Below are 26770 nucleotides of genomic sequence, written 5' to 3' on the forward strand. Positions count from 1 at the left end.
CTTTGCGAACGATGATCCGGTCATGCGACAGCCTCCACCTCGGCACCAGCCCCGTCGCGGCGCGGCTGCGGCGGCGCGTAGGACACGATCACGTCGCCGGCCACCGGCACCGGCCGGGTCGCATGGGTGAAGAAGCGCAACTGACCGCCGGGGCGCAGCACCAGCAGCAGGTCCGCCTCGGCCGGCAGGGCGGCGCGCGCCGCGGCAAAGTCGAACTGTTCGCTGATCCGCGTCTTGCGGAAGGTCCAGCCGGCGGCCGCCCGCGCCTCGATCTCGTCGATGCCGACCCCCGACGCGAACAGCGAACGCCCGCGCAGCGCTTCGGACAGGCCACGATCGTCGGGCGCGCTGTCGCCCCCGCCGCCGCCGAGCTGATACACCGCGTCGCGCCCGATCTCGGGGGCGAACTCGCTGCACACCAGGGCGTTATACGCCTCGTTCGGGGTCGCCGCCGCCAGCGCCTGGAAGCGGCCCATGTCCAGATGCTCCTCGCTCGTCTCCGCCAGGATCTCGCCGTGAAAGGTCGACAGCCCATGCTGGCGCGCGCCCGTCAGCGCACGCCAGTTCGCGTCGCTGATCGTCACCGCCACCTCCAGTTGCTGCAGGTGGCGCGCCAGCGCCAGGCTCCACGGCGTCGCCCCCACGATCAGCAGCCCGCGCTGCCCGGTCGCGGTCACGCCCAGCCGCCGTGCGACCCAGCGGATGCTGAAGCCGTGCGCGACGATCGTCGCCACCACCACGCCGAAGGACAGCGTGACCAGGATGCCGCCGTCGCCATAGCCCAGCGCCCCCAGCCTGAGCGCGAACAGCCCCGACATCGCCACCGCGACGATGCCGCGCGGCGCGATCCACGCGATCAGGATGCGCTCGCGCCACGGCACCTTGGAAAAGGCCAGGCTGACCAGCACCGTCGCCGGCCGCACCAGGAAGAGCAGCGCGATCAGGAACGCCAGGAACCGCCATTCGAACCGCCGCGCCACGTCCAGGTCCAGCGAGGCGGACAGCAGGACGAACACGCCCGATATCAACAGGACGGTCACATTCTCCTTGAACGGATGCACGTCGCGCAGGCTGCTCAGCTTCATGTTGGCCAGCGCCACGCCCATCACCGTCACCGCGACCAGCCCGGTCTCGTGCTGGATCAGGTTGGACAGCACAAAGGTGACGATCACCGCGACGAACAGCACCGGCGCCTTCAGATGCTCGGGCACATGGCCGCGCGGAAACGCCCATTTGATCGCCCAGGCCATGGCAAAGCCGATCACCCCTGCAACGATCGCGGCGAACAGGATCGATGCGGTGACCCCCGCCAGCGACGCGCCGTCCCCCGACCGGCGCAGATATTCATAGGTGATGACCGCGAACAGCGCGCCAAACGGATCGTTGACGATTGCTTCCCATTTCAGGATCGCGCGCGGCCGCGCCGCGATGTTGCTCTGGCGCAGCAGCGGCAGCACCACCGTCGGCCCGGTGACGACCAGGATGCCGGCAAACAGGATCGCCACCGGCCACACCAGCCCGGCGATATAGTAACAGGCCAGCGTCCCCAGCACCCAGCCGACCGGCATGCCGATCAGGCCCAGCCGCATCACCGCGCCCTCGGTCTTGCGCAATTCCCGGAAATTCAGGCTCAACCCGCCTTCGAACAGGATCACTGCGACCGCGATCGACACGGCGGGCTCCAGCAGCGGGCCGAACACCTCGGCGGGGCGGACAAGGCCGGTCACCGGTCCGGCGATGATGCCGGCCGCCAGCATCAGGGCGATGCCGGGCCAGCCCGTCCGCCATGCGAGCCACTGGGCACCGACGCCAAGGGCGCCGATCAGCGCGATGGCCAAAGCGTAATTGTGCATGGGGAGCCGAACAGCACAGCCACCCGGCCACCGCAACCCGCAGCGGCCAAAAAAGCGGGTGCCCGGCCGGGGTCCGGGCCGGGCACCCAGGAGGGGTCGGGATCAGAAGCTGCCGCGGATGCCGAAGGTGATGGTGGTGCCGTTGAAGAAGGAATTGTCCCGCCGCGAAAGGCCGTTGCCCTTCTCCTGATCGGGATTTTCGTAATAAAGGTAGAGGTTCTCGTTGGTGATGTTCAGCGCATCGATGCGCAGCTCGAACTGCTTGTTGATCTGGTAGCTGACCGTTCCGTCCAGAAAGCCTTGCGGCGCGGTATAGACGATCTGGTCGTTGCCGTTGTTGATCGAGCTGTTGCCGGCGCGTGCACGGTAATTATACGACCCGCGGATCGCGAACGGGCCCTTCTCGTAGAATGCGGTGGCGCTGTACGAATAATCCGGCACCGTCGAAATGCCGACGGCGGTGCCCTGGCTGGTGACGAAGTCGTTGCCATCGCGCCAGACCTTGGTGAAGCTGCCCAGCACGCCCAGCCCGTCGAACGGCGCCGGCAGGAAGGTCAGGCTCTGCTGGTACGACAGTTCGATCCCGCTCAGGTCCAGCGTGCCCTGGTTCTGCACCGTGGTCACGTTGAACGGTTGGTCGGGCAGGATCGTGCCCGTGTCGCTGCCCGTCAGCGAACGGCGGTCGAACAGGTCCTGCGACAGTTGCAGCGAACTGAACGGCACACCGAAGATCGTCACTGCCTGCGGCGTTCCCTTCAGGCTCTTCTTGAACGCACCGATCCCCAGAATGGCGCCCGGCTGGAAATACCATTCGGCGCTGATGTCGTAGTTGGTGGAGGTCTGCGGCCGGAGTTCGGGGTTGCCCACCGTCACATCGGGGTTGAAGCGGTTGGGGATGGCGATCCCGCTGGCAATGTCGACCAGTGCCGCGCGCGTGATCGTCTTGCCGGCGGAGGCGCGCACCAGCACTTTGGGCGTGATGTCCCATGCCAGGCTGAGCGAGGGCAGCCAGTTGCTGTACCCGCCCTCCCGCTCGCGCGGGACGAAGTTGCCGCCGCCCGCCGGGACATAGTTGTTGATGATGATGTCGGTGTCGGCATAGCGGATGCCGACATTGCCGCGCAGATCGCCGCCGCCCAGCGGCAGCTTCATGTTCGCCTCGAAGAAGGCCGCCTTCACGATCTCCTCGGCGCGAAATGCCGAATTGAGCTGCACGGGCGATGCGGCGTTGGCACCGTTCGCATCCAGATACCCGTTGACGAAATCGCGCGTAAAGGTCGCGAAGTTCGATGGATAGCCCGGATTGCCGCCGTTGCGCAGAGGCCCGAACGGAAGGAACGGCACCATGTTGCCGATCACGTCGATCGACGCGAACGTGCCGCCGCCCGGCAGGGTATGCGTGCGACCGATCGCGGTGCCGTCGCGACGCTCCACCTCCTTCACGCTCGATACGTAGCTGCCGCCCAGCAATGCCGACCATTCCGCCCCGGCGAACTCGCCCGCGTCCCAGGTCGCCACCACGCGCCCGCTGCGCTGCTTGTCCACCTCGCGCGCCGATCCGAAGCCCAGGCTGGGGTCGGTGAAGTTGCGCGGGTTGGTGAAATCGAGGGGCGAGCTGATCGTCGGATAGCTGACATTGCCCGTCGGGTCGAAGGTCGTCCGGATGCTGTAGATGTTGGTGACGATGCGATTACCGGTCGAGAAAGCGACACTCTCGTTCAGATTGCCTTGCGCGGTCAGCTTCAGCGTGTCGGTCGCGTCCCAGGCGGCACGCGCGATACCGTATTTGAACTCGGTCTTGGCGTCGCGGTAGAAGCTTTCGGTCAGGATCGAGCTGTTGTCGAACGTGCCGTAAAGGTTGTTGTACTGGTCGATCTTGACGTCGACCGGGATCAGGCCCGAATTGGTGCCGCGCCCGGGCAGGCTGGTCGTGCCGGGTACGGTGCGGCTGTTGCGCACCGGCACGCCGAAGGTGAATTCGTCGTTCACGTCGGTGATGCGCGAATAGATGCCATCCAGGCTCGCCTCGAACCGGTCGCTTTTATACTGGAGCGATGCGACGCCGCCCAGGCGCTTGCGTTCGTTGCTGGACGCGAACACGCGGTAGAAGCGCGGCAGGAAGGCGCCCGCGACCTGCTGGCGCGTCAGGCTGCCGAAATTGGCGGCCGGATTGTCCAGATCCAGCGCGAAGGGAAAGGTGCCGGTCGTGTTCGGCGGCGGCGCGGGGGTCAGGAAACCGGGCGCCGCCAGCGTTGTAGAATTATACCCGCCCGTCGACTGGAAGCCCGAACGCTCGTTCACGTTCTGCGCGAACGCCACGCCGATCAATGCGCCGAAATTGCCCCAGGTGTCGCTGATCAGCAGCGAGCCGCGCGGCCGGAACTCGTCCGACTGGGTGTTGTAGTTCTGCGCCAGATTGTAGCGGATCGTGCGCCCCTTGTTGTCGAAGGGACGCGGCGTCTGCAGATCCACATTGCCCGAAATGCCGCCCTCTTCCAGATTGGCGAGCGGGCTCTTGTAGATGTCGACCCGGCCGAACAGTTCGGAGGGGAACACGTCAAAGTTGAACGACCGCCCCGAATTGCCGATGCCGCCGGTCGAGGTGGTGCGCACCGGCGCACCGTTGATCGTCGTCACCGAGAAACTGGAACCGAGGCCACGGATGCTGATGTTCTGCCCCTCGTTGGACGCGCCGTCGCGTGACAGGAACACGCCCGGAATGCGCTGCAGCGATTCCGCAACATTCGCCTCGGGAAATTTGCCGATATCCTCCGCCACGATCGAGTCGCGTACGCCGATCGCCTCACGCTTCAGTTCCAGTCCTTCGGCCAGGCTGCGGCGGAAACCGGTGACGACGATATCGGCATCCTCGGCGCCGGTCGCCCCGGCATCCTGCTGACCCGCGGCCTCCTGCGGCACGCTCTCTCGCGTGGTCACATCCTGGGCGGCGGCGTCCGAGGTGTCGGACGATGGCGACGCGGTCTGCGCGGCCGGCGGTGGATTGGTCTGTGCCGCCGCCGGCGATCCCGCCAGCAACAGGGCCATCGCCCCCGAAGACGCACCGATCAGCATCGCTGTTCTCACCTCACCCCTCCTCTTGTCACGGTATTCCGTTGTTGATGCGGTTTATCATACAAGTTTTAGGAGTCGTCAATCATCGCTCGGACAAATTCCGCCGATGTCACTCCAGACGGACAGGGTATCGTCAAGAAACGCCCTCAATAGGTATGATGACGCCGCCCCGTCCGTCCTCATCGGGCATGCGCCGCCGCCGAAACGGCGCCTGCATTTGCGATCCCGCCGCCCCGCCGCTAGGCGGCGGCGCATGCATCGCCGCTGGCCCGCCATCATCGCGCTCTGGCTGCTCGGCGTCCTGGCCGCCGCGCAGCTTGCCAAATTCTCCACCATCGCGCCCGTCCTGCGCGCCCGCTTTGCGCTGTCGCTGCCCGCCACCGGGCTCTTGATCTCGCTGCTGGAGGTCGGCGGCGGCCTGCTCGGCTTTGTCGCGGGGCTGGCGCTCGGCCGCATCGGCTATCGCCGCGCGCTGGTCACCGGGCTCGCCACGCTGGCGGGATGCAGCCTGGTCGAGGCGCTGGCCACCACCCCCGCCCCGTTGTTCGTCGCGCGCGGGGTGGAGGGGATCGGCTATCTTCTCGTCGTCATCGCCGCGCCCACCGCGATCGCCGCCATCGCAAGCGACCGCGACCGCCCCCGCGCGCTGGCCCTGTGGAGCAGCTTCGTCCCCGTCGGCGTCGCGGTCGGCGGCGCGGTGACGGGCATGGGGACGCAAGTGCTGGACGCCACCGGCCTGCTCCTGCTCTGGGCGGCGCTGCTGGCGCTGGCGGTCATACCGGCGCTGCGCCTGCCGCTCGGCACCGCCGCGTCCCGCGGGCTCGCGTTGCCGGCGCCGGCGGCGTGGATCGCCACGTTCGGCTTCGGCCTCTACACGCTGTTCCTGTGCGCGCTGACCATGTTGCTGCCCACCTTCCTGACCGAGATGCGCGGTGCCTCGCTCGCCACCGCCGGGCTCGTCGCCGCCTTTGCCTCGCTTGCGGCGCTTCCCGGATCGGCGATCGCGATGGCGCTGATGCGGCGCGGTGCGCTCAGGTCCAGCGCGATGATGCGCATCGTCGCGCCCGCACTTGCCGTCACCGCGCTGCTCGCGCCGCTGGTCTTTGCCGATATCGGCGGCTGGGGCATGGCGGCGCTCGTCGCGGTGGCGGTGGTGGGCGCCAGCGGCCTCGTCTCCCCGCTCGTCTTTGCGCGCCTGCCGATCCTGGCGCGCGCCGCCGCGGCCGACGATCCGCGCATCGCCACCGCCAACGGCCTGCTGACCCAGTTCGGCGCGGGCGGCGCGCTGATCGGCCCACCGCTCGGCGGCCTGGTCGTCGGGCTATGGGGCTGGCCGGGGCTCGGCATCGCCATCGCCATGCTGTCGCTCGCCATGCTGGCGACGATCGCCCTGGCCGAGCGCATCGGTGCCCGTCCCGCGCTTTAGCCGCCTCACGCAAATCTTGGCTGTCGCGGCTGTCGCCATGCACTACATTGCCGCGATGAAGATCCGCTTCTCCTTCGGGGCACAGGTGTTCGTCGGCATGGCCGCCGGCCTGATGCTCGGCCTTCTCGCGCGTCAGTCGAACCTCACCGGCCTGGCCGAGGCGCTTCGCATCGTCGGGGAAAGCTTCGTCCAGCTGCTCAAGGTGCTGGTCGTGCCGCTGGTCTTTACCGCGATCGTCGCGTCGATCGCGGCGCTGCGCAATCTCAACAATGCCGCGCGGCTCGTCGCCTCCACCTTTATCTGGTTCGCCATCACCGCGCTGATCGCGGTCACCATCGGCCTTGCCCTCGGCACCATCCTCGAACCCGGCCTCCACGCCGGCGTCGCCCCCGCGACCGCCACCCGCCCCGACACCGCCGGCTCCTGGCTCGATTTCCTGCGCGGCCTGATTCCCGCCAATATTCTGGGTCTGTCCGCCGCCACCAAGGTGCCCGACACCGGCGGCTTCGCGACCGCCCTGTCCTTCAACATCCTCCAGATCATCGTCATGGCCGTCGCCATCGGCGTGGCGGCGGTGCGGGTGGGCGAGGCGGGCAACGCCTTTCTGTCGTTCAACGCCTCCGCGCTGGCCATCTTCCGCCGCATCCTCACCTGGGTGATCCGCCTCACCCCGATCGGCTCGGGCGCGCTGCTCGGCAACGCCATCGTCCGCTATGGCTGGCAATCGCTGTCGGCGCTGGGCAGCTTCGCGTTTGCCGTCTATCTCGGCCTCGCCCTCGTCCTCTTCGTCGTCTACCCCCTCCTCCTCCTCGCCAACGGCCTCTCCCCCCGCCGCTTCTTCGCCGCCGCCTGGCCCGCCATCCAGCTCGGCTTCGTCTCGCGCTCCTCGATCGCCACCCTTCCCGTCACCGAGGATGCCGTCGAACGCCGCCTCGGCGTGCCCCGCGCCTATTCGGCCTTTGCCGTGCCCTTTGCCGCGACCACCAAGATGGACGGGTGCGCCGCGATCTACCCGGCGATCTCCGCGCTGTTCGTCGCGCAATATTACGGCCTTGCCCTCCATGCGACCGATTACCTGCTGATCGTCGCGGTTTCCGTGCTCGGCTCGGCCGCGACCGCGGGGCTGACCGGCGCAGTGGTGATGCTGACGCTGACGCTCTCCACCCTTGGCCTGCCGCTGGAGGGAGCCGGCCTCCTGCTCGCCATCGACCCGATCCTCGACATGGGCCGCACCGCGATCAACGTCGCGGGGCAGGCGCTGGTCCCGACGCTGGTCGCCAAACGCGCCGGCCTGCTGGCGGACACGCCCACGCAGGACGTCTTGCCCGAGGCCGCCCCCGCGGCGTAAAAGGCGCATGAGCTTGCCAGCGGTGCGTTGCCACGGTAATACACGCGAGTGGCCGACCGCCGGAACCCCAAGTCATGCGCCCCGATCCCTTCAATTCCAACGATCCTTTCCGGGGCGAGCGTCCGCCACCCGATCGCCCGTTCGAGCCGATCGGCGACGCCAGCCCCTATTATGACGAAAATGACGAATGCTGGTCCTTCGGCCCGGTGGACGAGCCCGCTCGTCGCCGCCGCCCCGCCTGGGGCAAGTGGCTGGTGCGCGGGCTCGGCGCCGGCATCGTCCTGCTCGTCGTCGCGATCATCTGGCTGGCGGTCACCGCGCCCCTTTCGCGCTCGCTGCAACCGCCTACCCCGCCCTCGATCACGCTGACCGACGACGATGGCCAGCCGATCGCCCGGCGCGGCGCGATCATCGGCAAGCCCGTCGATGCCGCCACCCTGCCCCCGCATGTGCGCGAGGCGTTCATGGCGATCGAGGACCGGCGCTTCTATTCGCACTGGGGCATCGACCCGCGCGGCATCCTGCGCGCGCTGGTCCACAATCTCGGCTCGGGCGGCGTGCGCGAGGGCGGCAGCACGATCACGCAGCAGCTCGCCAAGAACGCCTTCCTCGATTCCGATCGTACCGCCGGGCGCAAGATCCGCGAGGCGATGATCGCCTTCTGGCTGGAGGCGTGGCTGACCAAGGACGAGATCCTGTCGCGCTATCTGTCCAACGTCTATTTCGGCGACAATGTCTACGGCATCGATGCGGCGGCGAAGCATTATTTCGGCCGCACGCCAAAGACGCTCAACATCGGTCAGGCCGCGATGCTCGCCGGACTGGTCAAGGCGCCCTCGCGCCTCGCCCCCACCAGCAACCTCGCCGGCGCGCGCAAGCGGCAGGCGGTGGTCGTCGCCGCGATGGAGGATGCCGGCTTCCTCACCAAGGCGGAGGCCGATGCCGTCCGCCCGCAACGCGTGTTGGCGCAGCGCCCCGAAACCCTGCCCAGCGGCACCTATTTCGCCGACTGGGTGCTGCCCGAGGCACGCGATCAGGCCGGCGAGATCAAGACCGAGGCGACCGTCAGGACCACGCTCGACCGCCGCCTCCAGCGCCTGGCGGAGCGCACCGTGCGCCGCGCAGGGCTGCGTCAGGCGCAGGTCGCGCTGGTCGCGATGCGCCCCGATGGCCGCGTCGTCGCGATGGTCGGCGGCAAGGATTACGCCAAGAGCCCGTTCAACCGCGCCACCCAGGCGCGCCGCCAGCCCGGCTCCGCGTTCAAGCTGTTCGTCTATCTCGCCGCGCTCCGCTCCGGCCTGACCCCGGATTCGACCGTCGAGGATCGCCCCGTCGACATCGCCGGGTGGAAGCCGCGCAACAGCGACGGCCGCTATCTCGGCGACATCACGCTGCGTCAGGCGTTCGCGCGGTCCTCCAACGTCGCGGCGGCACGCCTGACGCAACAGGTCGGCGTCCGCGCGGTCATCAAGGCGGCCCGCGATCTCGGCATCTCCACCCCGATCGCCAACGAGGCGACGATCGGCCTCGGCACCTCCACCGTCTCGCTCCTCGAACTCACCGCCGCCTATGCCGCGATCGCCAACGAAAGCTATCCGGTCCAACCCCGCGGTCTCGCCGATGTCCGCGACAAGAGTTGGTACCAGTCGCTGACCGATCGCCCCCAGGGTTTCTCCGCCAGCGTGCATGACGGGATGCTCGACCTGCTCGGCTCCTCGATCCGCAGCGGCACGGGGCGCGAGGCGCTGCTGACCGTCGACGCATATGGCAAGACCGGCACGACGCAGGATGCGCGCGACGCGCTGTTCGTCGGCTTCGCGCGCGATCTGGTGGTCGGCGTCTGGGTCGGCAACGACGATAACACCCCCAATCCCGGCCTGTCCGGCGGCGGCGTGCCGGCGCGGATCTGGCGCGACTTCATGCAATCCGCGCTCGACATCGCCCCCGTCCCCGCCCCGGTCGTGGAAGAGGCGGTCGACGAAAACGTCATCGACGCCAATGTGATGGAAAGCGGCGACCCGGTTGGTGACCTGATCCAGGGCATGGGCGTCGACATGCGGCTGGGCGAGGACGGCTCGCTGATCGTCGGCCCCGCCCGCGGCCGCCGCGACGAGGAACGCGGCCCACCCCCCGAAGACCGCCGTCCCCGCGACGGACAAGAGGAACCGGACGAGGATTTCTAGAGGTCGGCATCCGGTAAGCCCTCTCCCCTCCGGGGAGCATCAGGTAAACAGCGCCCCGCGCTGTTTAGTCCATGCCGGGGGCATGGACGACCTGATGCTGGAGGGGACCCGCGGCTTTAGCCGTGGGGGGGTGAGGGGCCGCCAAGCAGCGCAGCACTGCTGGTCTACCCCTCACCCTCCCATCGCTTCACGACAGCCCCCTCCAACATCAGGAAGGGAGAGGGGAACCGCGCTGACCCCGATGTATACCAAAAGGGAATTTGCCCCTCTCACGAGCAAAATTGCATATTGCCCCCGCTGCCGGCCAAACCAACCGGTGCTAAGCCGCCGTGACGGGCGCCGCGTACGCAGCGGAGGCGCCACCGCTCTGTCGAGCGACGATGTCGCCACCGTCGCCCGGGCGCATGCCGTATCCACCTACAGCATCTACAAGGTCCGCGCCGCGGCGGTCGATCTCGATCGGCGAGACGGACCAGGCCGATGATCGCGCTGCTCCACCCGCTTCTCTATACCAGCGTCGTGACGTGGCTAATGACCGATCTGTGCAACCGGCTGTGCCGGGGCATATTCTCACTGTCGGGCCTCAAGGATGCGACCGCGCACCTGCCCGCGGCCGGGCATGGCGGCGCCCGCTGGATCGGCACGCTGGAACGGCTGATCGTCGTCGCACCCTGACGCATCGCCGGACAGCCGTTGACGCCCCCGCGCCTCGCGCCCAAGGCGCTGCGCATGCGCTTCTTTTCCGACAACGCCGCCCGCATCCATCCCAAGGTTCTCGACGCGATCGTCGCCGCCGACACGCTGGACACCGCCTATGACGGCGATCGCTGGTCGCAAGGCTTGGACGCACGGCTTTCCGCGCTGTTCGATACCGCGGTGGAGGTGTTGTGGGTGCCCACCGGCACCGCCGCCAACTGCCTCGCGCTCGCCAGCCTCTGCCCGCCTTATGGCGGCGTCGTCTGCCACCGCGACGCGCATATCCAGAATGACGAGGGCGGCGCTCCCGAATTCTACACCCATGGCGCCAAGCTGATGCTGGCCGATGGCGAGGGTGCCAAGCTGACGCCGGCCACCATCGCCCATCTGCTGGATGCGATCCCCGCGCATGTCCACAGCGTCCAGCCGCACGCCATCTCGATCACCAACGCCACCGAATATGGCCGCGTCTATGCACCCGAAGAGGTCGCCGCGATCGGCGAACTTGCCCGGAACCGCAACCTCGCGCTCCACATGGACGGCGCCCGTTTCGCCAATGCGGTCGCCGGCACCGGCGCGCACCCTGCCGACCTGACCTGGCGCGCGGGGGTCGATGCGCTGTCCTTCGGCTTCGTCAAGAATGGCGGGATGAGCGCGGAGGCCTTGGTCTTCTTCACCCCCGGTCATGCCGATGCCGCGCGCCGCCGCCGCAAGCGGGCCGGGCTGCTCTTTTCCAAGGGCCGCTATCTCGCCGCGCAGATCCTGGCGATGGTCGAGGACGATCTGTGGATCGCCAACGGCGCTGCCGCCAACGCGCATGCCGCGCGCCTCGCCGCCGCCGCTGGCGACCGGCTGGTCCATCCGGTCGAGGCCAACGAGGTCTTCCTGCGCATGACCCCGGACGAGGCTGCGGCGCTCCGTGCGCAAGGCTTCGACTTCTACGACTGGGCGGCGGGCGAGATCCGCCTCGTCACCGCCTGGGACAGCGACGAGGACGCCGTCGCCCGCCTCGCCGATGCGATTGCCCTCCTGTGAGCGACTTCGACCACCGCCCGCAATCGACCAAGGCGGCGATCCTCGTCCCCTTTGCGATCGTCACGCTGATCTGGGGATCGACCTGGCTGGTCATCCGCGATCAACTGGGCGTGGTGCCGCCCTCCTGGTCGGTCAGCTACCGCTTCCTCGTCGCCGGGCTCGCCATGGCCGCCTATGCGAAGTTCCGCGGCGAAAGCTTCCGGCTGGGCACCGGCGGGCTGCTGTTCGCGCTCGCCATCGGCGTGTTCCAGTTCGTGATGAACTTCAATTTCGTCTACCGCGCCGAACAGTTCATCACCTCCGGCCTCGTCGCCGTCGTCTTCGCGATGCTGCTCGTCCCCAACGCCCTGTTCGCGCGCGTCTTCCTCGGCCAGCGCCTCGGCGGACAGCTCATCGCCGGCTCCGCCGTCGCCATAGCCGGCGCCGCCCTCCTCTTCGTGCACGAGGCGCGCGTCGATCCCGCCGGCCCTGCCAACGCCCTTGCCGGCATCGGCTTCACCGCCCTCGCCATCCTCGCCGCCTCCACCGCCAACGTCATGCAGGCGACCCGCACCGCGAAACGCTATCCGATGCACAGCGTCCTCGCCGTGGCGATGCTCTCGGGCGCCGGCATGGATGCCCTGCTCGCCTATGCGCTGGCCGGGCCACCCAGCTTCGAGTGGCGCGCCGGCTATGTCGCCGGCATCGTCTATCTCGGCCTCGCCGCCTCCGCGCTCGCCTTTCCGCTCTATTACCGCGTGCTGCGCGTCATCGGCCCGGCCAAGGCGGCCTATTCCAGCGTCATCGTCCCCGTCATCGCGATGCTGCTGTCGACGCTGTTCGAGGGCTATCGCTGGTCGCCGCTCGCCGCCGCCGGGGCCGCCGTCACCGGGCTGGGGCTGGTCATCGCGCTCAGCGCGCGCAGGCCCAACCGGTAATCGGGAAAGCGCAAGGTCCAGCCCAGCACCCGCTTCGCCTTGCCGTTCGCCACCCGCCGGTTCTCCGCATAGAAACCCCGCGCCATCGGCGACAGGCTGTCCAGGGATACGACCGGCGGCGGCGGCAGGCCGATCAGCGACGCGGCGAACGCCACCACATCGTCCTGCGGGCATGGGACATCGTCGGCCAGGTTGTAGGCGCCGGCCGGCGCATCGAACCCGGCGATCACGCCCGCCACGATGTCGTCGGCATGCACCCGGCTGAACACCTGGGTGGCCAGCCCGATGCGGTGCGCCCGCCCCGAACGCACCCGGTCGATCGGCGAGCGGCCCGGCCCATAGATGCCGGGAAGGCGGAACACCCGCGCGCCCCGCGCCAGCCACGCCGCATCCGCCTGCGCGCGCGCCACCCGCCGCCCGCCGCCGGTCGGTGCACTCTCATCGACCCACGCGCCCCCGGCATCGCCATAGACGCCGGTGGACGACAGATAGCCCAGCCAGTCGCGCCCCAGATGCGCACCGTACCGGTCCAGCACCGGATCGCGTTCGTCCGCCGGCGGCACCGAGGACAGCACATGCGTCGCCGCCGCGCATTCCGCGATCACCGCCGCGTCATCGTCGAAGCGGATCGTGCCGCCCCGCCCGTCGCGCGTCGTGCCCGTCACCTGCCAGCCCGCACGGGTCAGCCGCGCCGCCATCGCGGACGCGACATAACCCATGCCGAAGACCAGAAGCCGGCTCACCCGATGCGCCTTACTTGACCGCCATCGGCCCCTTGTAGAGCGTGCCGAAATAATCGCCCTTGTTCCACACCGGCCGCGCATCGCCATCCGCGATCTCGCGCGCGATGGCATAGTTCACGCCCACGAAGCGCGGCCCCTGGCTCCAGTCGATCGGCAGGCTCAGATCGTCGGACGGCTGGTGATAGTTGTTCGACATGAACGTCTTCACCGCCGCGGCGCCCGGCCCCTTCTGGCCCGGCCACAGGAAGACCGAAGGGATGCCCTTCTGGACGAAGCGGAAATGATCGGAGCGCACGAAGATGCCTTCCTCCGGCATCGGATCGGGCGACAGCGGCAGGCCGAGCGCCCCCACCGCCTTGCGCACGATCGGCCCCAGCGTCGAGCGCTCGGCGCCGAACACGATCATGTCCTCGAACGTGTAGGTCAGGATCGGCATGTCCAGGTTCACGTCCGCCACGATCGACGTCAGGGGCACGGTCGGGTTGTTCGCGAAATAGTCGGAACCGACCAGCCCCTTCTCCTCCGCGGTCACCGCCAGGAACATCACGCTGCGCCGCGGCGGCTTGCCGCTTTCCTTGAAGCGCTTGGCTTCCTCGATCAGGCTGGCGATGCCGATCGCATTGTCCAGCGCGCCATTGTTGATCCGGTCGCCGTCGCCGCCCTCGTTGACGCCGATATGGTCCAGATGCGCGGACAGCACGACCACCTGGTCCTTCAGCTTGGGGTCGCTGCCCGGAATCATGCCGATGACGTTGCTGCTCGGCATCGGCGTCGCGCTGGTCTTCAGCGCGACGGTCAGCGTGCCCCTGGCCGCCACCGGCCGGTAGCGCGGGGTTTCTGCCGCCGCCGCCTTCACCACCGCATCCCAGTCCTTGCCGAACAGCTTGGCCGCGCCCGCCGCGCTCAGCGTTCCCAGGATCGGCGTGCCCGGCGTCGGATTATGGACGGTGCCGTCGGCATTGGCCCAGCCCACGCGCGGCCGGTCATAGCCGGCCGCCATCAGCTGGAAGGACCGCTGCCGCCCCGCCGCGCTCGGCATGACAAGCTGGATCGCGCCCACCGCCCCGCGCGCGGCGGCCAGTGCCGCCTTGTTCGCCGCGCTGCCGAAAAAGGCGCGCTCCTCGCCGCCCAGCCCTGCGGGCGTGCCGGGGACGAACGCCACGATCTTGCCGCGCACATCGACGCCCTTGAAGTCGTTCTGGCCATATTGCGGCGCATCGATGCCATAGCCGACGAAGACGACCGGCGCCGACAGGCTGGTTTCCGCATGCCCCGGCACCGGCGACGGCGCATAATCCTCGCCAAAGGTCAGCGTCACCGGCTGCCCCCCGCGCGCCGTCCAGACGAAGCTTCCCTGATCGGCCGCCTTGTAGCTGACCAGCGGCACCTTTTGCAGATAGCCGCCGGCATCGCCCGCCGGCTTCAGCCCGGCCGCATAGAATTGCGATGCGACATATTGCGCCGCGATGTCATATTCGGGGCTTCCCGCCTCGCGCCCCTTCATCGCGTCGGAGGCCAGGAACATCACATGCGCGCGCATGGCCGCCTGATCGGCCGGCAGTTCGGGGATGGCGGGCGTGGTTTGGGCGGAAACGGCGGCGGACAGGGCAAGCAGCGAAACGAGCGCGATACGACGGAACATGCAGGGTCCTTCGGAACAGACTGTTGCACGCACCTAAAGCACATCGCACCCGATCGAAACAGCACTCAAAGCGGCTTTCCCGCCTGCGCGCGCGCCAGTTCCACCGGATCATGCGTGCACGTCACCGTCACCACGTCCGCCTGCTCGATCGACACCGCGCGCAGTCTCGCCTGATTGTCCATCCGGCTGCGCGCATCCACCTCCATCAGCCGCTGATAGGCGCGCAGACCCGGCGTACACCGCCGCCGCGCCTCGCGCATCTCCCCGCGATAGAAATAGGCGTCCCCCGCATGCAGCAGCCAGCGGCCACCCGGCTGCGCCACCGCCACCCCGGCATGTCCCCAGGTATGTCCCGGCAGCGGCACCATCAGTATCTCGGGCGGCAGGCCCTTCAGGTCGCGCACCGCCTCGAAGCCGAACCAGCCGTCTCCCTGCGGACCGTATAGCTGCCAGTCGCGCACGCCGTCGATCTGGCTCGGCCGCCACCGCGCCTGCGCCACGACGCCCGCGCGCGGGCCCGTCGCATCGCTATATTCGCGCGCCATCACATGCACCGCGGCATTCGGAAAATCCTCCAGCCCGCCGGCATGGTCGAAATCCAGGTGCGTCACCACGATGTGCCGCACATCCTGTGCCCGGTATCCCAGCGCCTCGACCTGCCGGATCGCCGTTTCCCGCTCGCGCAGCCGGATGTTCAGCATCGCCCGCCACGTCCGCGTGATCCGCGGCGAGGGCGAGGCATGCGGCCGCGCCACGTCGCGCAAACCATAGCCGGTATCGACCAGCACCAGCCCATGCGCATCCGTCTCGATCAACAGGCAATGGCAGACCAGATGCCCGAGCACGCCGTGGCTGCACCCGTCGAACAATGCGCCGCCCACCGGGCAATCAGTACCGCAGTTCAGATGATGGATCCGCATCCGCTACTCCTTCCGCCCGCCAACGTGCAGCGCCCGGGGAGGGTCCGGTCAAACCACCCGACACCAACCTGAATCATGATGATTTTCATGACCTTACCTTCTCCCTTCCGGGGAGAGGGAGGGGCCCGCAGCAAAGCGGTGGGAGGGTGAGGGGTCGCCAAGCAGCGCAGCACTGCTGGTCCACCCCTCACCCTTCCCACTGCCTGACGGCAGCGGGCCCCTTCCAGCATCAGGTCGCCCATGCCCCCGGCATGGGCTGAACAGCGCGGGGCGCTGTTCACCTGATGCTCCCCGAAGGGGCGAGGGAACACACGCCGCTGTCCTACAAACCCCGAATCCGCTACCATCCACGCCATGCGCACCCGGCCCCAGACCCGGCCTCTCCCCCCAGCGCACGATTGCAAAAACGGTAAGTGGACACAGGAGGGGGGATGTAGTGTCCACTTCCAGCCGCCCCGGCTGGCCATGTCGCCGAAAATGCCCCGAATCACCCCACTGACGCCGCCGCCGCTTGCCCCTATATTGCGGCCCATGGACATGCAGCACAGCGCCGCCACCCCGTCGGTCATCCACCGCGCGGATTACCGCCCGCCCGCCTGGCGCGTGCCCGAACTGGCGCTGGATTTCGATCTCGACCCGGCCGCCACGCGCGTCCGCGCCACGCTGTCGGTGGAACGCGGCGGCGCGCACGGCGAACCGCTGCGCCTGGATGGCGAGGGGTTGACCCCGCTGGCGGTCCGTGTCGACGGCGTCGCGGTCAACGACTGGTGGATGGAGGGCGAGCGGCTTGTCGTGCCGCTTGCCGGCGACGCGCACCGCGTCGAGACGGAAGTGGAGATCGCGCCCGATCGCAACACCCAGTTGATGGGCCTCTACGCGTCCGGCGGCAATCTGTGCACCCAGTGCGAGGCGGAGGGGTTTCGCCGCATCACCTTCTTTCCCGATCGCCCCGACGTCCTCACCGTCTACCGGGTGCGGATGACCGCGGACGCCCGGCGCTTTCCCGTCCTGCTGTCGAACGGCGATCCCGTCGGCCGGGGCGAGCTGCCGGACGGCCGCCACTGGGCCGAATGGCACGATCCCTTTCCCAAGCCGTCCTATCTGTTCGCGCTGGTCGCGGGCGATCTGGCGGTCAATCGCGGCACCTTCACCACCCGTTCGGGTCGCGTGGTGCAACTCGGCATCTGGGTTCGCGCCGCCGACCTGCCCAAGACCGATCACGCGCTCCATGCGCTCAAACTGTCGATGGCGTGGGACGAGCGCGTCTATGGCCGCGAATATGATCTCGACGTGTTCAACATCGTCGCGGTCGACGATTTCAACTTCGGCGCGATGGAGAACAAGGGGCTGAACATCTTCAACAGCCGCTACATCCTCGCCGATCCCGATACCGCGACCGATTACGACTATGACGCGATCGCCGCCGTCGTCGCGCACGAATATTTCCACAACTGGTCGGGCAACCGCATCACCTGCCGCGACTGGTTCCAGTTGTCGCTGAAGGAAGGTTTCACCGTCTATCGCGACCAGGGCTTCTCCGCCGATCAGGGCTCGCCCGCGGTCAAGCGGATCGAGGATGTGCGCGGGCTTCGCGCCAGCCAGTTTCCGGAGGATTCGGGGCCCCTCGCCCATCCGGTCCGCCCCGAGGCCTATCTGGAAATCTCGAACTTCTACACCGCCACCATCTACAACAAGGGCGCCGAGCTGATCCGGATGATGGCGACCATCCTGGGGCCCCAGTCCTTCCGCGCCGCCACGGACCTGTATTTCGACCGCTTCGACGGGACCGCCGCCACCTGCGAGGATTTCGTGGCCTGCATGGAGGAAGCGGGCGGCATCGACCTGTCGCAATTCCGCCTGTGGTACAGCCAGGCCGGCACCCCGCGCGTCTCCGCCAGCCTTGAGCATCAGGCCGGCGGCGGCCGCGCCACGCTGCGCCTCGCCCAGCATGTGCCCCCCACCCCCGGCCAGCCGGTCAAGCAATCCATGGTGCTACCGCTGCGCCTGCGCCTGTTCGGCGCGCAAACCGGCCAGCCGCTGACCGACGACCAGCTCGTCCTGCTCGACCAGCCCAGCAAGACCATCGTCTTCGAAACCGTGGCCGAGCGGCCGGTGCTGTCGATCAACCGCGGCTTCTCCGCCCCGGTGGTGGTGGAAAGCGACCGCTCGCCCGCCGACCTCGCCTTCCTGTCCGCGCATGACGACGACCCCTTCGCCCGGTACGAGGCGATGCAGCAACTGATGCTCGACACCCTCGTCGCCGGCGCGCTCGGCGATGCGGCCGATCATCAGGGCGTGGTCGATGCGGTCGCGCGCACCCTCGACGGCCCCGATCTCGACTGGGCGTTCCTGGCGGAGGCGGTGCTGATCCCCTCCGAAAGCTTTGTCGGCGACCAGTTGGCGGTGGTCGATCCGCAAGGGATCCACGCCGCGCGCGAGGCGCTTCGCCGGGCGCTCGGCACCGCGCTCGCCGATCGCTGGCGTGCGCTCTACGACCAGACTGGACAGGGCGCCTATACCTATTCGCCGGAGGCCAAGGGCAAGCGCCGGCTGCGCGGCGTCGCGCTCGGCTATATCGCCGCCAGCGGTGCCTCCGACGCCGCCGACCTCGCCTTCCGCCAGTTCGAGGCGGCCGACAACATGACTGACCGGCAAAGCGCGCTCAGCACGCTGGTCAATCTCGGGGGTCCGGCGTGCCAGGCGGCCCTCGACCGCTTCTACACGCGCTATGCCGGCAACGCGCTCGTGCTCGACAAGTGGTTCCAGACGCAGGCGCTGTCCTCGCGCGACGATACCGGCGCGGTGGTCGCGGCGCTTGCCCGGCATCCGGACTTCACCCTCGCCAATCCCAACCGCGCCCGCGCGCTGATCGGCGCGTTCGGCGTCAACCAGCGTGCCTTCAACGCCGCCGACGGCTCGGGCTATCGCTTCCTCGCCGACCAGTTGATCGCGCTCGACCGCCTCAATCCGCAGACCGCCGCCAAGCTGCTCCCCCCGCTCGGCCGCTGGCGCCGCTTCGACGCCGCCCGCGCCGCCCTCATGCGCGCCGAGCTGCAACGCATCGTCGCGGTTCCCGGCCTGTCCCGCGATCTCTACGAGCAGGCCAGCAAATCATTGGAATAAACTAAGAACCTCCGTTCGCCCTGAGCGAAGGCGAAGGGCAAGCACAACGCCGTCGGCTTCCCTCGCTCAGAACAACCGTCCGCCATCGGGCACCGGTTCGCTCGGGCGCGCCAGCACCACCTTGCCGTCCGCGTCCGGAAAGCCCAGCGTCAGCACCTCGGACATCATCGGCCCGATCTGCCGCGGCGGGAAGTTCACCACCGCCGCCACCTGGGTACCGACCAGGCTATCCACCGGATGATGCTCGGTGATCTGCGCGGACGACCGCTTGATCCCGATGGCGGGGCCGAAGTCGATGGTCAGCTTGATCGCCGGCTTGCGCGCCTCGGGAAACGGCTCAGCCGCGATCACCGTCCCCACCCGGACATCGACCTTCAGGAAATCGTCGAACCCGATGGTCTCCGCGGCCGCCGCCGCCGGGTCATGCGATACGTGCATCAGAAGTCCACATTGTCATAATGCGCCGGCGGCCCGATCAACTCCATCCGCTCGGACAGCAGCGGGCGGAAGGAGGGCCGGCTCTTCAGCCCGCGATACCAGCGCGCGGTCTGCTCATGCCCCTTCCAGTCGATCCCGCCCAGATAGTCCGCCACCGAAATCTGCGCCGCCGCCGCCAGATCGGCCAGGCTCAGCGTCGCGCCCCCCAGCCAGTTGCGATGGTCGAGCAGATAGTCGGTATAATCGAGATGCCCGACCGCGGCCTTCATCGCCTCGCGCAGCGCCCGGCCATCGGGGCTGCCCACCTTGGCGACGCGCTTCACCATCCGCTCGTGCAGCAACGGCCCGGTCACGTCGCGGTAGAAATGGGTGTCGAACCACGTCACCAGCCGGCGGATCTCGGCGCGGTTGACCGCGGTGCCGTTGATCATCGCGGCCTTTTCGACGGTTTCCTCGAAATACTCGCAGATCGCCATCGAATCGATCAGCAGCATGCCGCGCTGGTTGTCGACCATCACCGGCGTCTGGCCGGCAGGGTTCATGTCCAGGAATTCATCCCGCCGTAGCCAGGGCGATTCGCGCACCAGCTCGTATCCCACGCCCTTCTCGCCCAGCAGGAGGCGCACCTTGCGCGAGAAGGGACATAGGGGAAATTGGAAGAGCTGCCACATGGCTCTCACCTAAGCGCCAGTGGCAGCCCTCGCCAAGCCTATTCCGCGGCTTCCAGTGCCACGCTGTCGTCGAGCGGATGGGCCAGCCGGGTCAGCATCTCCTTGGGTACCACCTGCCAGAACTTGCCCGCGACCCGGTCCCAGTCATCCAGCAGCCCCTTGGACCAGCGGCTGTCGGTCGCCTTGGCATGTTGTTCGACCAGATCGCGCAGCACGCCCTCCCAGTGTTCGGATGCCAGGCGCTGCCACACGATGTTCTCCGGATTGGCCCGCGCCGCAAAGCGGTCCTCGGCGTCGTAGATGAACGCCATGCCGCCGGTCATGCCTGCACCGAAGTTCGCGCCGACCGTGCCCAGCACCACCGCGATGCCGTTGGTCATGTATTCGCAGCCATTCGCGCCGCATCCCTCGACCACGACGGTCGCGCCGGAATTGCGCACTGCAAAGCGCTCGCCCGCCTGCCCGGCGGCGAACAGCCGGCCGGAGGTCGCGCCGTACAGCACGGTGTTGCCGATGATCGTGTTGTCCTGGCTGGCGAGCGGCGACGATACCGCCGGCCGCACGATGATCGTGCCCCCGGACAGGCCCTTGCCGACATAGTCGTTGGCGTCGCCGAATACCTCCAGCGTGATGCCCTTGCACAGGAACGCGCCCAGCGACTGGCCCGCGCTCCCGCGCAGCCGGATCGTGACGTGCCCGTCCGCCAGCTTGCTCATGCCGAAGGTGCGGGTGATCTCGCTCGACAGGCGCGTGCCCACCGCCCGGTGCGTATTGCGCACCGAATAGGTCAGCTGCATCTTCTCGCCACGACTGAACACCGCGGACGCATCCTTGATGATCTGCGCGTCCAAGCTGTCCGGCACGTCGTTCCGGAAGGTGTTGAGCGAGAAGCGCCGTTCCGCATCGGTCGCATCGACCTTGGCGAGGATCGGGTTCAGGTCCAGATCGTCCAGATGCTCCGCACCGCGGCTCACCTGCCGCAGGAACTCGGTGCGCCCGATCACCTCGTCCAGGCTCCTGCAGCCCAGCCGTGCCAGGATATCGCGCACTTCCTCGGCGATGAAGGTCATCAGGTTGATGACCTTTTCCGGCGTGCCGGTGAACTTGGCGCGCAGCCGCTCGTCCTGCACGCACACGCCCACCGGGCAGGTGTTCGAATGGCACTGGCGCACCATGATGCATCCCATCGCCACGAGGCTCAGCGTGCCGATGCCGAACTCCTCGGCACCCAGGATTGCCGCGATCACGATGTCGCGCCCGGTCTTCAGCCCGCCATCGGCACGCAAGCGGATGCGCCCGCGCAGCCCGTTCAGCGTCAGCGTCTGGTTGACCTCCGACAGCCCCATTTCCCATGGCGTACCGGCGTACTTGATGCTGGTCTGTGGGCTCGCACCCGTACCGCCGACATGGCCGGAAACCAGGATGACGTCGGCATGCGCCTTCGCCACGCCCGCCGCCACCGTGCCGATACCGGCGGAGGACACCAGCTTCACGCAGACCCGCGCCCGCGGATTGATCTGCTTGCAGTCGTAGATGAGCTGCGCCAGATCCTCGATCGAATAGATGTCGTGATGCGGCGGCGGCGAGATCAGCGTCACGCCCGGCGTCGCATGGCGCAACTTGGCGATGAACTCGGTCACCTTGAAGCCGGGCAGCTGCCCGCCCTCGCCGGGCTTGGCACCCTGCGCGACCTTGATCTCGATCTCCTCGCATGCGTTCAGATATTCGGCGGTGACACCGAACCGCCCGGACGCGATCTGCTTGATCGTCGAATTGGCGTTGTCGCCATTGTCATAGGGCGTGTAGCGGCTCTTGTCCTCGCCGCCCTCGCCCGACACCGCCTTGGCGCCGATGCGGTTCATCGCGATCGCCAGCGTCTCGTGCGCTTCCGGGCTCAGCGCGCCCAGCGACATGCCCGGCGTCACGAAGCGCTTGCGGATCTCGGTGATCGCCTCGACCTGATCGACCGGCACCCCTTCACCGGGGAAGTTGAACTGCAACAGATCGCGCAGGTAGACGGGCGGCAGATCCGCCACCCCGCGCGAAAATTGCAGATAGGTCGAATAGCTGTCGGTGCCGACCGCGGTCTGGAGCAGGTGCATCAGCTGCGCGGAATAGGCGTGCGTCTCGCCCGAATGACGCTGGCGATAGAAGCCGCCGATCGGCAGCGTCGCCACCGCGGCATCCCACGCCGCCTCGTGCCGCACCAGCGCGCTGTAATGCAGCGATGCATAGCCCTCGCCCGAGATCTTGGCGGGCATGCCGGGGAACAGGTCGTTGACCAGCGCGCGGGACAGCCCCACCGCCTCGAAATTGTAGCCGCCGCGATAGCTGGAGATCACCGCGATCCCCATCTTCGACATGATCTTGAGCAGGCCTTCCTCGATCGCGGTGCGATGCCGCGTCAGGCAGTCCTCGATCGACAGGTCGCCGAACAGGCCGCGGCCATGGCGATCGACGATCGCGGCCTCGGCCAGATAGGCGTTCACCGTCGTCGCGCCGACCCCGATCAGCACCGCATAATAATGCGTGTCCAGGCATTCGGCCGAACGCACATTGATCGATGCATAGGAGCGCAGGCCCCGGCGAACGAGATGCGTGTGCACCGCCGCCGCCGCCAGCACACCCGCGATCGCGACACGGTCCTCCGACACATGCTCGTCGGTCAGGAACAGTTCGGACCGGCCCTCGCGCACCGCCTGCTCGGCCTGGTTGCGGATGCGCTGGATCGCGGCACGCAGTTTTTCGGGGCCGCCATCGGCCTCGAACGTGCAGTCGATCTCGGCGGCCGAGCGTCCGAAATGCGCGCGCAGCCGCTGCCAGTCGGCACCGGTCAGCACCGGGCTGTCCAGCACCAGCACGCGCTCGCGCTGGTCGCGCACGTCCAGGATGTTGGCAAGGTTCCCGAACCGCGTCTTCAGCGACATGACGTAGCGTTCGCGAAGCGGGTCGATCGGCGGGTTCGTCACCTGGCTGAAATTCTGCCGGAAGAACTGGCTGATCAGGCGCGGCTTGTCGGAAATGACCGCCAGCGGCGTGTCGTCGCCCATCGATCCGATGGCTTCCTTGCCGCCCTCGACCATGGGCGACAGGATCAGCTCCATATCCTCCAGCGTCTGGCCGGCCGCCACCTGCCGGCGCGCCAGATCGGCCCGACCGTAGCGCATCAGCGCATCCTCCCCGGCCGCCGGCAGGTCGTCCACCGTCAGGAACTCGCCGATCATCGCGGCATAATCCTGCTCGCCTGCGATCCGGTCCTTGATCGCACGGTCGTGGAACAGCTTGCCCTCGGCCAGGTCGACCGCGATCATCTGCCCCGGCCCCAGCCGCCCCTTGGCGACAACCGTCGCCTCGGGCACCACGACCATGCCGCTTTCCGATCCGACGATCAGCAGCCCGTCGGCGGTCTGCGTATAGCGCAGGGGGCGCAGCGCGTTACGGTCCATGCCGGCCACCGCCCAGCGGCCGTCGGTCATGGCAAGTGCCGCCGGGCCGTCCCACGGCTCCATCACGCTCGCCAGATACTGGTACATCGCGGCATGATCGCCGGGCACGTCGGCGTCCGCCTGCCACGCTTCCGGCACCAGCATCAGCTTGGCGGTGGGCGCGTCACGCCCCGACCGGCAGATCGTCTCGAACACCGCGTCCAGCGCGGCAGTGTCGGACGCACCCGCCGGGATCACCGGCTTGATGTCTTCCGAATTGTCGCCGAACGCGATCGAGGCCATCCGGATCTCGTGGCTGAGCATCCAGTTCTTGTTGCCGCGGATCGTGTTCACCTCGCCGTTATGGGCCAGACAACGGAACGGCTGCGCCAGCCACCATTGCGGAAAGGTGTTGGTCGAATAACGCTGGTGGAAGATCGCGACGCGGCTTTCGAACCGCTGGTCGGTCAGGTCGGGATAGAAGACCGACAGGCTTTCCGCCAGAAACAGGCCCTTGTAGATGATCGACCGGCACGACAGCGAACAGATGTAGAAGCCGCTGATCTGCGCGGCGATCACCCGCTTTTCGATGCGCCGGCGGACGAGATACAGGTTCTTCTCGAACTCGGCGGCGTCCACCTCGTCGGGCATCGGCCCGGCGATCATGATCTGCTCGATCTCGGGGCGCGTCGCCTGCGCCTTCATGCCGATGACGGACACGTCGACCGGCACCTGGCGCCAGCCATAGATGGTGTAGCCCGCCTCGATGATCGCCGATTCCACGATCGTCCGGCACGTCTCCTGCGCGCCCAGATCGGTGCGCGGCAGGAAGATCATGCCCACCGCCAGCCGGTTCGGCCGCACCTTGTGCCCCGATGCGGCCACCGCGTCGTCGAAGAAGCGGATCGGCAGGTCCAGATGGATGCCGGCACCGTCGCCGGTCTTGCCGTCCGCGTCCACCGCGCCGCGGTGCCACACCGCCTTCAGTGCATCGACCGCCGACTGCACCACGCGGCGCGACGCGCGCCCGTCGGTCGCCGCGACCAGACCGACGCCGCAGGCATCGCCTTCGAACTCGGGCCGGTACATGCCATGTTCGGCAAGATAGGTGCGCTGGTCGGTCATCACTTCTTGTCCTGCTGGATCTTCGCCATGTCCTTGGTGAACGCTGCCACGTCCTGCTGAACCCGTTCCATCGACCGGGCCATCATCTGCCGCTGCCATGCCGACACGTCCGGATCGCTCATCAGGGTGGACGCTTCGCGCATATAGACCTGCCCCGTCGGCGTTTCGAAGAACGTGCGAAGGTCACCGAGCTGTGCGACGGTGAAGCGCCGGGCATAGGCGCGGCTCATTGCCTCCACCATGCTGGGCAGGTCCGCCTCCAACATCGCCATCGTCTTCTCGTTCTGGCGCGTCATGAAGGTGTCGAACGTGGCACGGGCGCGCTGGTCGCGACCGATCGCGTCCGCAAAGACGGGTGCCTGCATCATGCCCTGACGGATATTGGTCAGCATCGGGTCGAGCATCGACCGGATCATCGCGGCGCGCGTGGCGGGGGGCATGATCAGGTCGATCACCTGCCGCGCCGCGGCCAGTCGCGCGGGCTCGATCGGCGCGGCGACGGCGGTCGCGGGCGGGCTCGCCTGTTGTGCGAGCGCCGCGGCTGGCATCGCCAGCGTCAGCGCCGCGCCATATGCGATGCGCCTCACGCCGCTTGCCTTTCGTTCTTGGCCTTGTTCTTCAGCCACTTGTGCATCGCGCTCGCCACGTCTCGGCCGTCACGGATCGCCCACACCACCAGGCTGGCCCCGCGCACGATGTCGCCGGCGGCGAACACGCCGTCCAGGCTGGTCATCAGCGTACGGCTGTCGACCAGCACGGTGCCCCAGCGGCTGACGCCCAGTTCGGGCGCACCGAACAGGCCGGGCAGGTCCTCTGCGTCGAAGCCGAGCGCCTTGATGACCATGTCCGCCTCCAGCGCGAACTCGCCGCCCGGATCGACCTCGGGCGAGCGCCGGCCGCTGGCATCCGCCGCCCCCAGCCGCATCCGGTTGGCGCGCACGGCATGCACCGCCTCGCCGCCCTCGAAGCCGAGCGGCGCGGACAGCCAGACGAACTCGGCGCCTTCCTCCTCGGCATTGGCGACTTCACGCTGGCTGCCCGGCATATTCGCGCGGTCGCGGCGGTACAGACACTTCACGCTCTTGGCGCCCTGGCGGATGGCGGTGCGCACGCAGTCCATCGCCGTGTCGCCGCCGCCGATCACCACCACATTCTTGCCCGCCGCATCCAGCCGGCCGTCCTCGAACGCCTCGACCGTGTCGCCAAAGCCCTTGCGGTTCGATGCGGTCAGGTAATCCAGCGCCGCGATCACGCCCTCGGAGGCCGCACCGTCCACATCGACGTTGCGCGCCTTGTATACCCCCGTCGCGATCAGGATCGCGTCATGCCGCTGGCGAAGCTCGTCCAGCCTGGCATCCTCGCCGACCGAAAAGCCCTCGTGAAACACGATGCCGCCCGCCTTCAACCGCTCGACGCGGCGCATCACCACAGGCTTCTCCAGCTTGAACCCCGGAATGCCGTAGGTCAGCAGCCCGCCGGCCCGGTCGTGCCGGTCGTACACATGCACGTCATAGCCGTAACCGCGCAGATATTCCGCCGCGCTCAACCCTGCCGGCCCCGCGCCGATCACGCCCACGGACAGTCCGCGTGCCGGCCCCGGTACCAGCGGCTCGACCCAGCCCTCTTCCCAGGCGGTGTCCGTGATGAACTTCTCGACCGACCCGATCGTGACCGCGCCGTGACCGGAGAATTCGATCACGCAATTCCCCTCGCACAGCCGGTCCTGCGGACAGATGCGCCCGCAGATTTCCGGCATGGTCGAGGTCGCGTTGGAAAGCTCATAGGCTTCACGCAGCCGCCCCTCGGCGGTCAGGCGCAGCCAGTCGGGGATGTGATTGTGCAGCGGACAGTGCACCGAGCAATAGGGCACGCCGCACTGCGAACAGCGCCCCGCCTGATCTTCGGCGGCCGCAACGGCATAGCGCCCTGCGATCTCCTGAAAATCTTCCGCACGATGGGTCGCGTCTCGCTTGGCTGGATAAGCCTGCTCGCGTCCCACGAACTTCAACATAGATTCGTTCGCCATACCCGCCTCCGAAGACGCGGATATTGCGCGCATGCTGCATTGTCACTCGCAAAACAGCATTTGAGACAGCATTGCTGTCTATAATAGATGCGATAGGAGGCTCAGTTGCGGGTCGCTCGCAACTAAG

18 protein-coding genes are annotated in these 26770 nt (G+C 68.0%); 8 read left to right on the forward strand and 10 right to left on the reverse strand.

What is annotated here, in order from left to right; translation table 11 throughout:
- Positions 1-20: 20 nt before the first annotated feature.
- Both NPJ82_RS15455 and NPJ82_RS15460 read right to left on the reverse strand, forming a co-directional pair.
- Entirely contained in the window at positions 21-1853 is a 1833-nt protein-coding gene (locus tag NPJ82_RS15455) for a sodium:proton antiporter (RefSeq protein ID WP_149681271.1), read from the reverse strand.
- Positions 1854-1955: 102 nt separating this feature from the next.
- Positions 1956-4937, reverse strand: coding sequence for a TonB-dependent receptor (locus NPJ82_RS15460; RefSeq protein ID WP_342657911.1), 2982 nt, complete (start codon positions 4935-4937; stop codon positions 1956-1958).
- Between the two features lie 241 nt (positions 4938-5178).
- Here NPJ82_RS15460 and NPJ82_RS15465 point away from each other — a divergent pair, with 241 nt between their 5' ends.
- The 7 genes from NPJ82_RS15465 to NPJ82_RS15495 all read left to right on the forward strand — a co-directional run bounded on the left by NPJ82_RS15465 (position 5179) and on the right by NPJ82_RS15495 (position 12530).
- Positions 5179-6351 (forward strand): MFS transporter, encoded by a 1173-nt coding sequence (locus NPJ82_RS15465; protein ID WP_267349881.1) that lies wholly within the window; start codon positions 5179-5181, stop codon positions 6349-6351.
- Between the two features lie 55 nt (positions 6352-6406).
- The gene (locus NPJ82_RS15470) at positions 6407-7699 is read left to right on the forward strand and encodes a dicarboxylate/amino acid:cation symporter (RefSeq protein WP_342659037.1); all 1293 of its coding nucleotides are present in this window, start codon (positions 6407-6409) and stop codon (positions 7697-7699) included.
- A gap of 74 nt (positions 7700-7773) precedes the next feature.
- Positions 7774-9882 carry a PBP1A family penicillin-binding protein gene (locus tag NPJ82_RS15475; protein ID WP_342657912.1) on the forward strand — a complete coding sequence of 703 codons (2109 nt, stop codon included), beginning with the start codon at positions 7774-7776 and terminating at the stop codon, positions 9880-9882.
- A gap of 316 nt (positions 9883-10198) precedes the next feature.
- Positions 10199-10366, forward strand: a complete 168-nt coding sequence (locus NPJ82_RS15480) for a hypothetical protein (RefSeq protein WP_342657913.1) — start codon at positions 10199-10201, stop codon at positions 10364-10366.
- On the forward strand, positions 10363-10557 hold the full coding sequence (locus NPJ82_RS15485) for a hypothetical protein (protein WP_342657914.1): 195 nt from the start codon (positions 10363-10365) through the stop codon (positions 10555-10557). The genes NPJ82_RS15480 and NPJ82_RS15485 overlap by 4 nt, the downstream gene beginning before the upstream one ends.
- 54 nt (positions 10558-10611) lie before the next feature.
- Positions 10612-11613: a beta-eliminating lyase-related protein gene (locus NPJ82_RS15490; protein WP_342657915.1), complete on the forward strand. Its 1002-nt coding sequence runs from the start codon at positions 10612-10614 to the stop codon at positions 11611-11613.
- Positions 11610-12530: a DMT family transporter gene (locus NPJ82_RS15495; RefSeq protein WP_342657916.1), complete on the forward strand. Its 921-nt coding sequence runs from the start codon at positions 11610-11612 to the stop codon at positions 12528-12530. Before NPJ82_RS15490 ends, NPJ82_RS15495 begins: the two co-directional genes overlap by 4 nt.
- On the opposite strand, the gene NPJ82_RS15500 is transcribed toward NPJ82_RS15495, so the two are convergent.
- The 3 genes from NPJ82_RS15500 to NPJ82_RS15510 form a co-directional block, all read right to left on the reverse strand.
- Positions 12440-13273: an NAD(P)-dependent oxidoreductase gene (locus tag NPJ82_RS15500; protein WP_342657917.1), complete on the reverse strand. Its 834-nt coding sequence runs from the start codon at positions 13271-13273 to the stop codon at positions 12440-12442. The genes NPJ82_RS15495 and NPJ82_RS15500 overlap by 91 nt on opposite strands.
- A 10-nt stretch (positions 13274-13283) precedes the next feature.
- Positions 13284-14915, reverse strand: a complete 1632-nt coding sequence (locus NPJ82_RS15505; RefSeq protein WP_342657918.1) for a M28 family peptidase — start codon at positions 14913-14915, stop codon at positions 13284-13286.
- Between the two features lie 65 nt (positions 14916-14980).
- Positions 14981-15835: an MBL fold metallo-hydrolase gene (locus NPJ82_RS15510; protein WP_342657919.1), complete on the reverse strand. Its 855-nt coding sequence runs from the start codon at positions 15833-15835 to the stop codon at positions 14981-14983.
- Between the two features lie 531 nt (positions 15836-16366).
- Here NPJ82_RS15510 and pepN point away from each other — a divergent pair.
- A complete protein-coding gene (gene pepN / locus NPJ82_RS15515; protein WP_342657920.1) occupies positions 16367-18958 on the forward strand; it encodes an aminopeptidase N in 2592 nt (863 codons plus the stop codon).
- A 66-nt stretch (positions 18959-19024) separates the two neighbouring features.
- Here pepN and NPJ82_RS15520 read toward each other — a convergent pair whose 3' ends face one another.
- From NPJ82_RS15520 to NPJ82_RS15540, 5 genes are read right to left on the reverse strand one after another with little or no spacing between them, the layout of a single operon-like run.
- The gene (locus tag NPJ82_RS15520; RefSeq protein WP_342657921.1) at positions 19025-19396 is read right to left on the reverse strand and encodes a tRNA-binding protein; all 372 of its coding nucleotides are present in this window, start codon (positions 19394-19396) and stop codon (positions 19025-19027) included.
- Positions 19396-20067 carry a glutathione S-transferase family protein gene (locus tag NPJ82_RS15525; RefSeq protein ID WP_112381614.1) on the reverse strand — a complete coding sequence of 224 codons (672 nt, stop codon included), beginning with the start codon at positions 20065-20067 and terminating at the stop codon, positions 19396-19398. Before NPJ82_RS15525 ends, NPJ82_RS15520 begins: the two co-directional genes overlap by 1 nt.
- 38 nt (positions 20068-20105) lie before the next feature.
- Positions 20106-24617 carry a glutamate synthase large subunit gene (gene gltB / locus NPJ82_RS15530; RefSeq protein ID WP_112381615.1) on the reverse strand — a complete coding sequence of 1504 codons (4512 nt, stop codon included), beginning with the start codon at positions 24615-24617 and terminating at the stop codon, positions 20106-20108.
- A complete protein-coding gene (locus tag NPJ82_RS15535; protein ID WP_342657922.1) occupies positions 24617-25204 on the reverse strand; it encodes a DUF2059 domain-containing protein in 588 nt (195 codons plus the stop codon). The genes gltB and NPJ82_RS15535 overlap by 1 nt, the downstream gene beginning before the upstream one ends.
- Positions 25201-26643, reverse strand: coding sequence for an NAD(P)-dependent oxidoreductase (locus NPJ82_RS15540; protein WP_342657923.1), 1443 nt, complete (start codon positions 26641-26643; stop codon positions 25201-25203). Before NPJ82_RS15540 ends, NPJ82_RS15535 begins: the two co-directional genes overlap by 4 nt.
- Positions 26644-26770: the final 127 nt, after the last annotated feature.

The sequence above is a fragment of the Sphingomonas sp. NY01 genome, assembly GCF_038809135.1.
GTDB lineage: Bacteria > Pseudomonadota > Alphaproteobacteria > Sphingomonadales > Sphingomonadaceae > Sphingomonas > Sphingomonas carotinifaciens.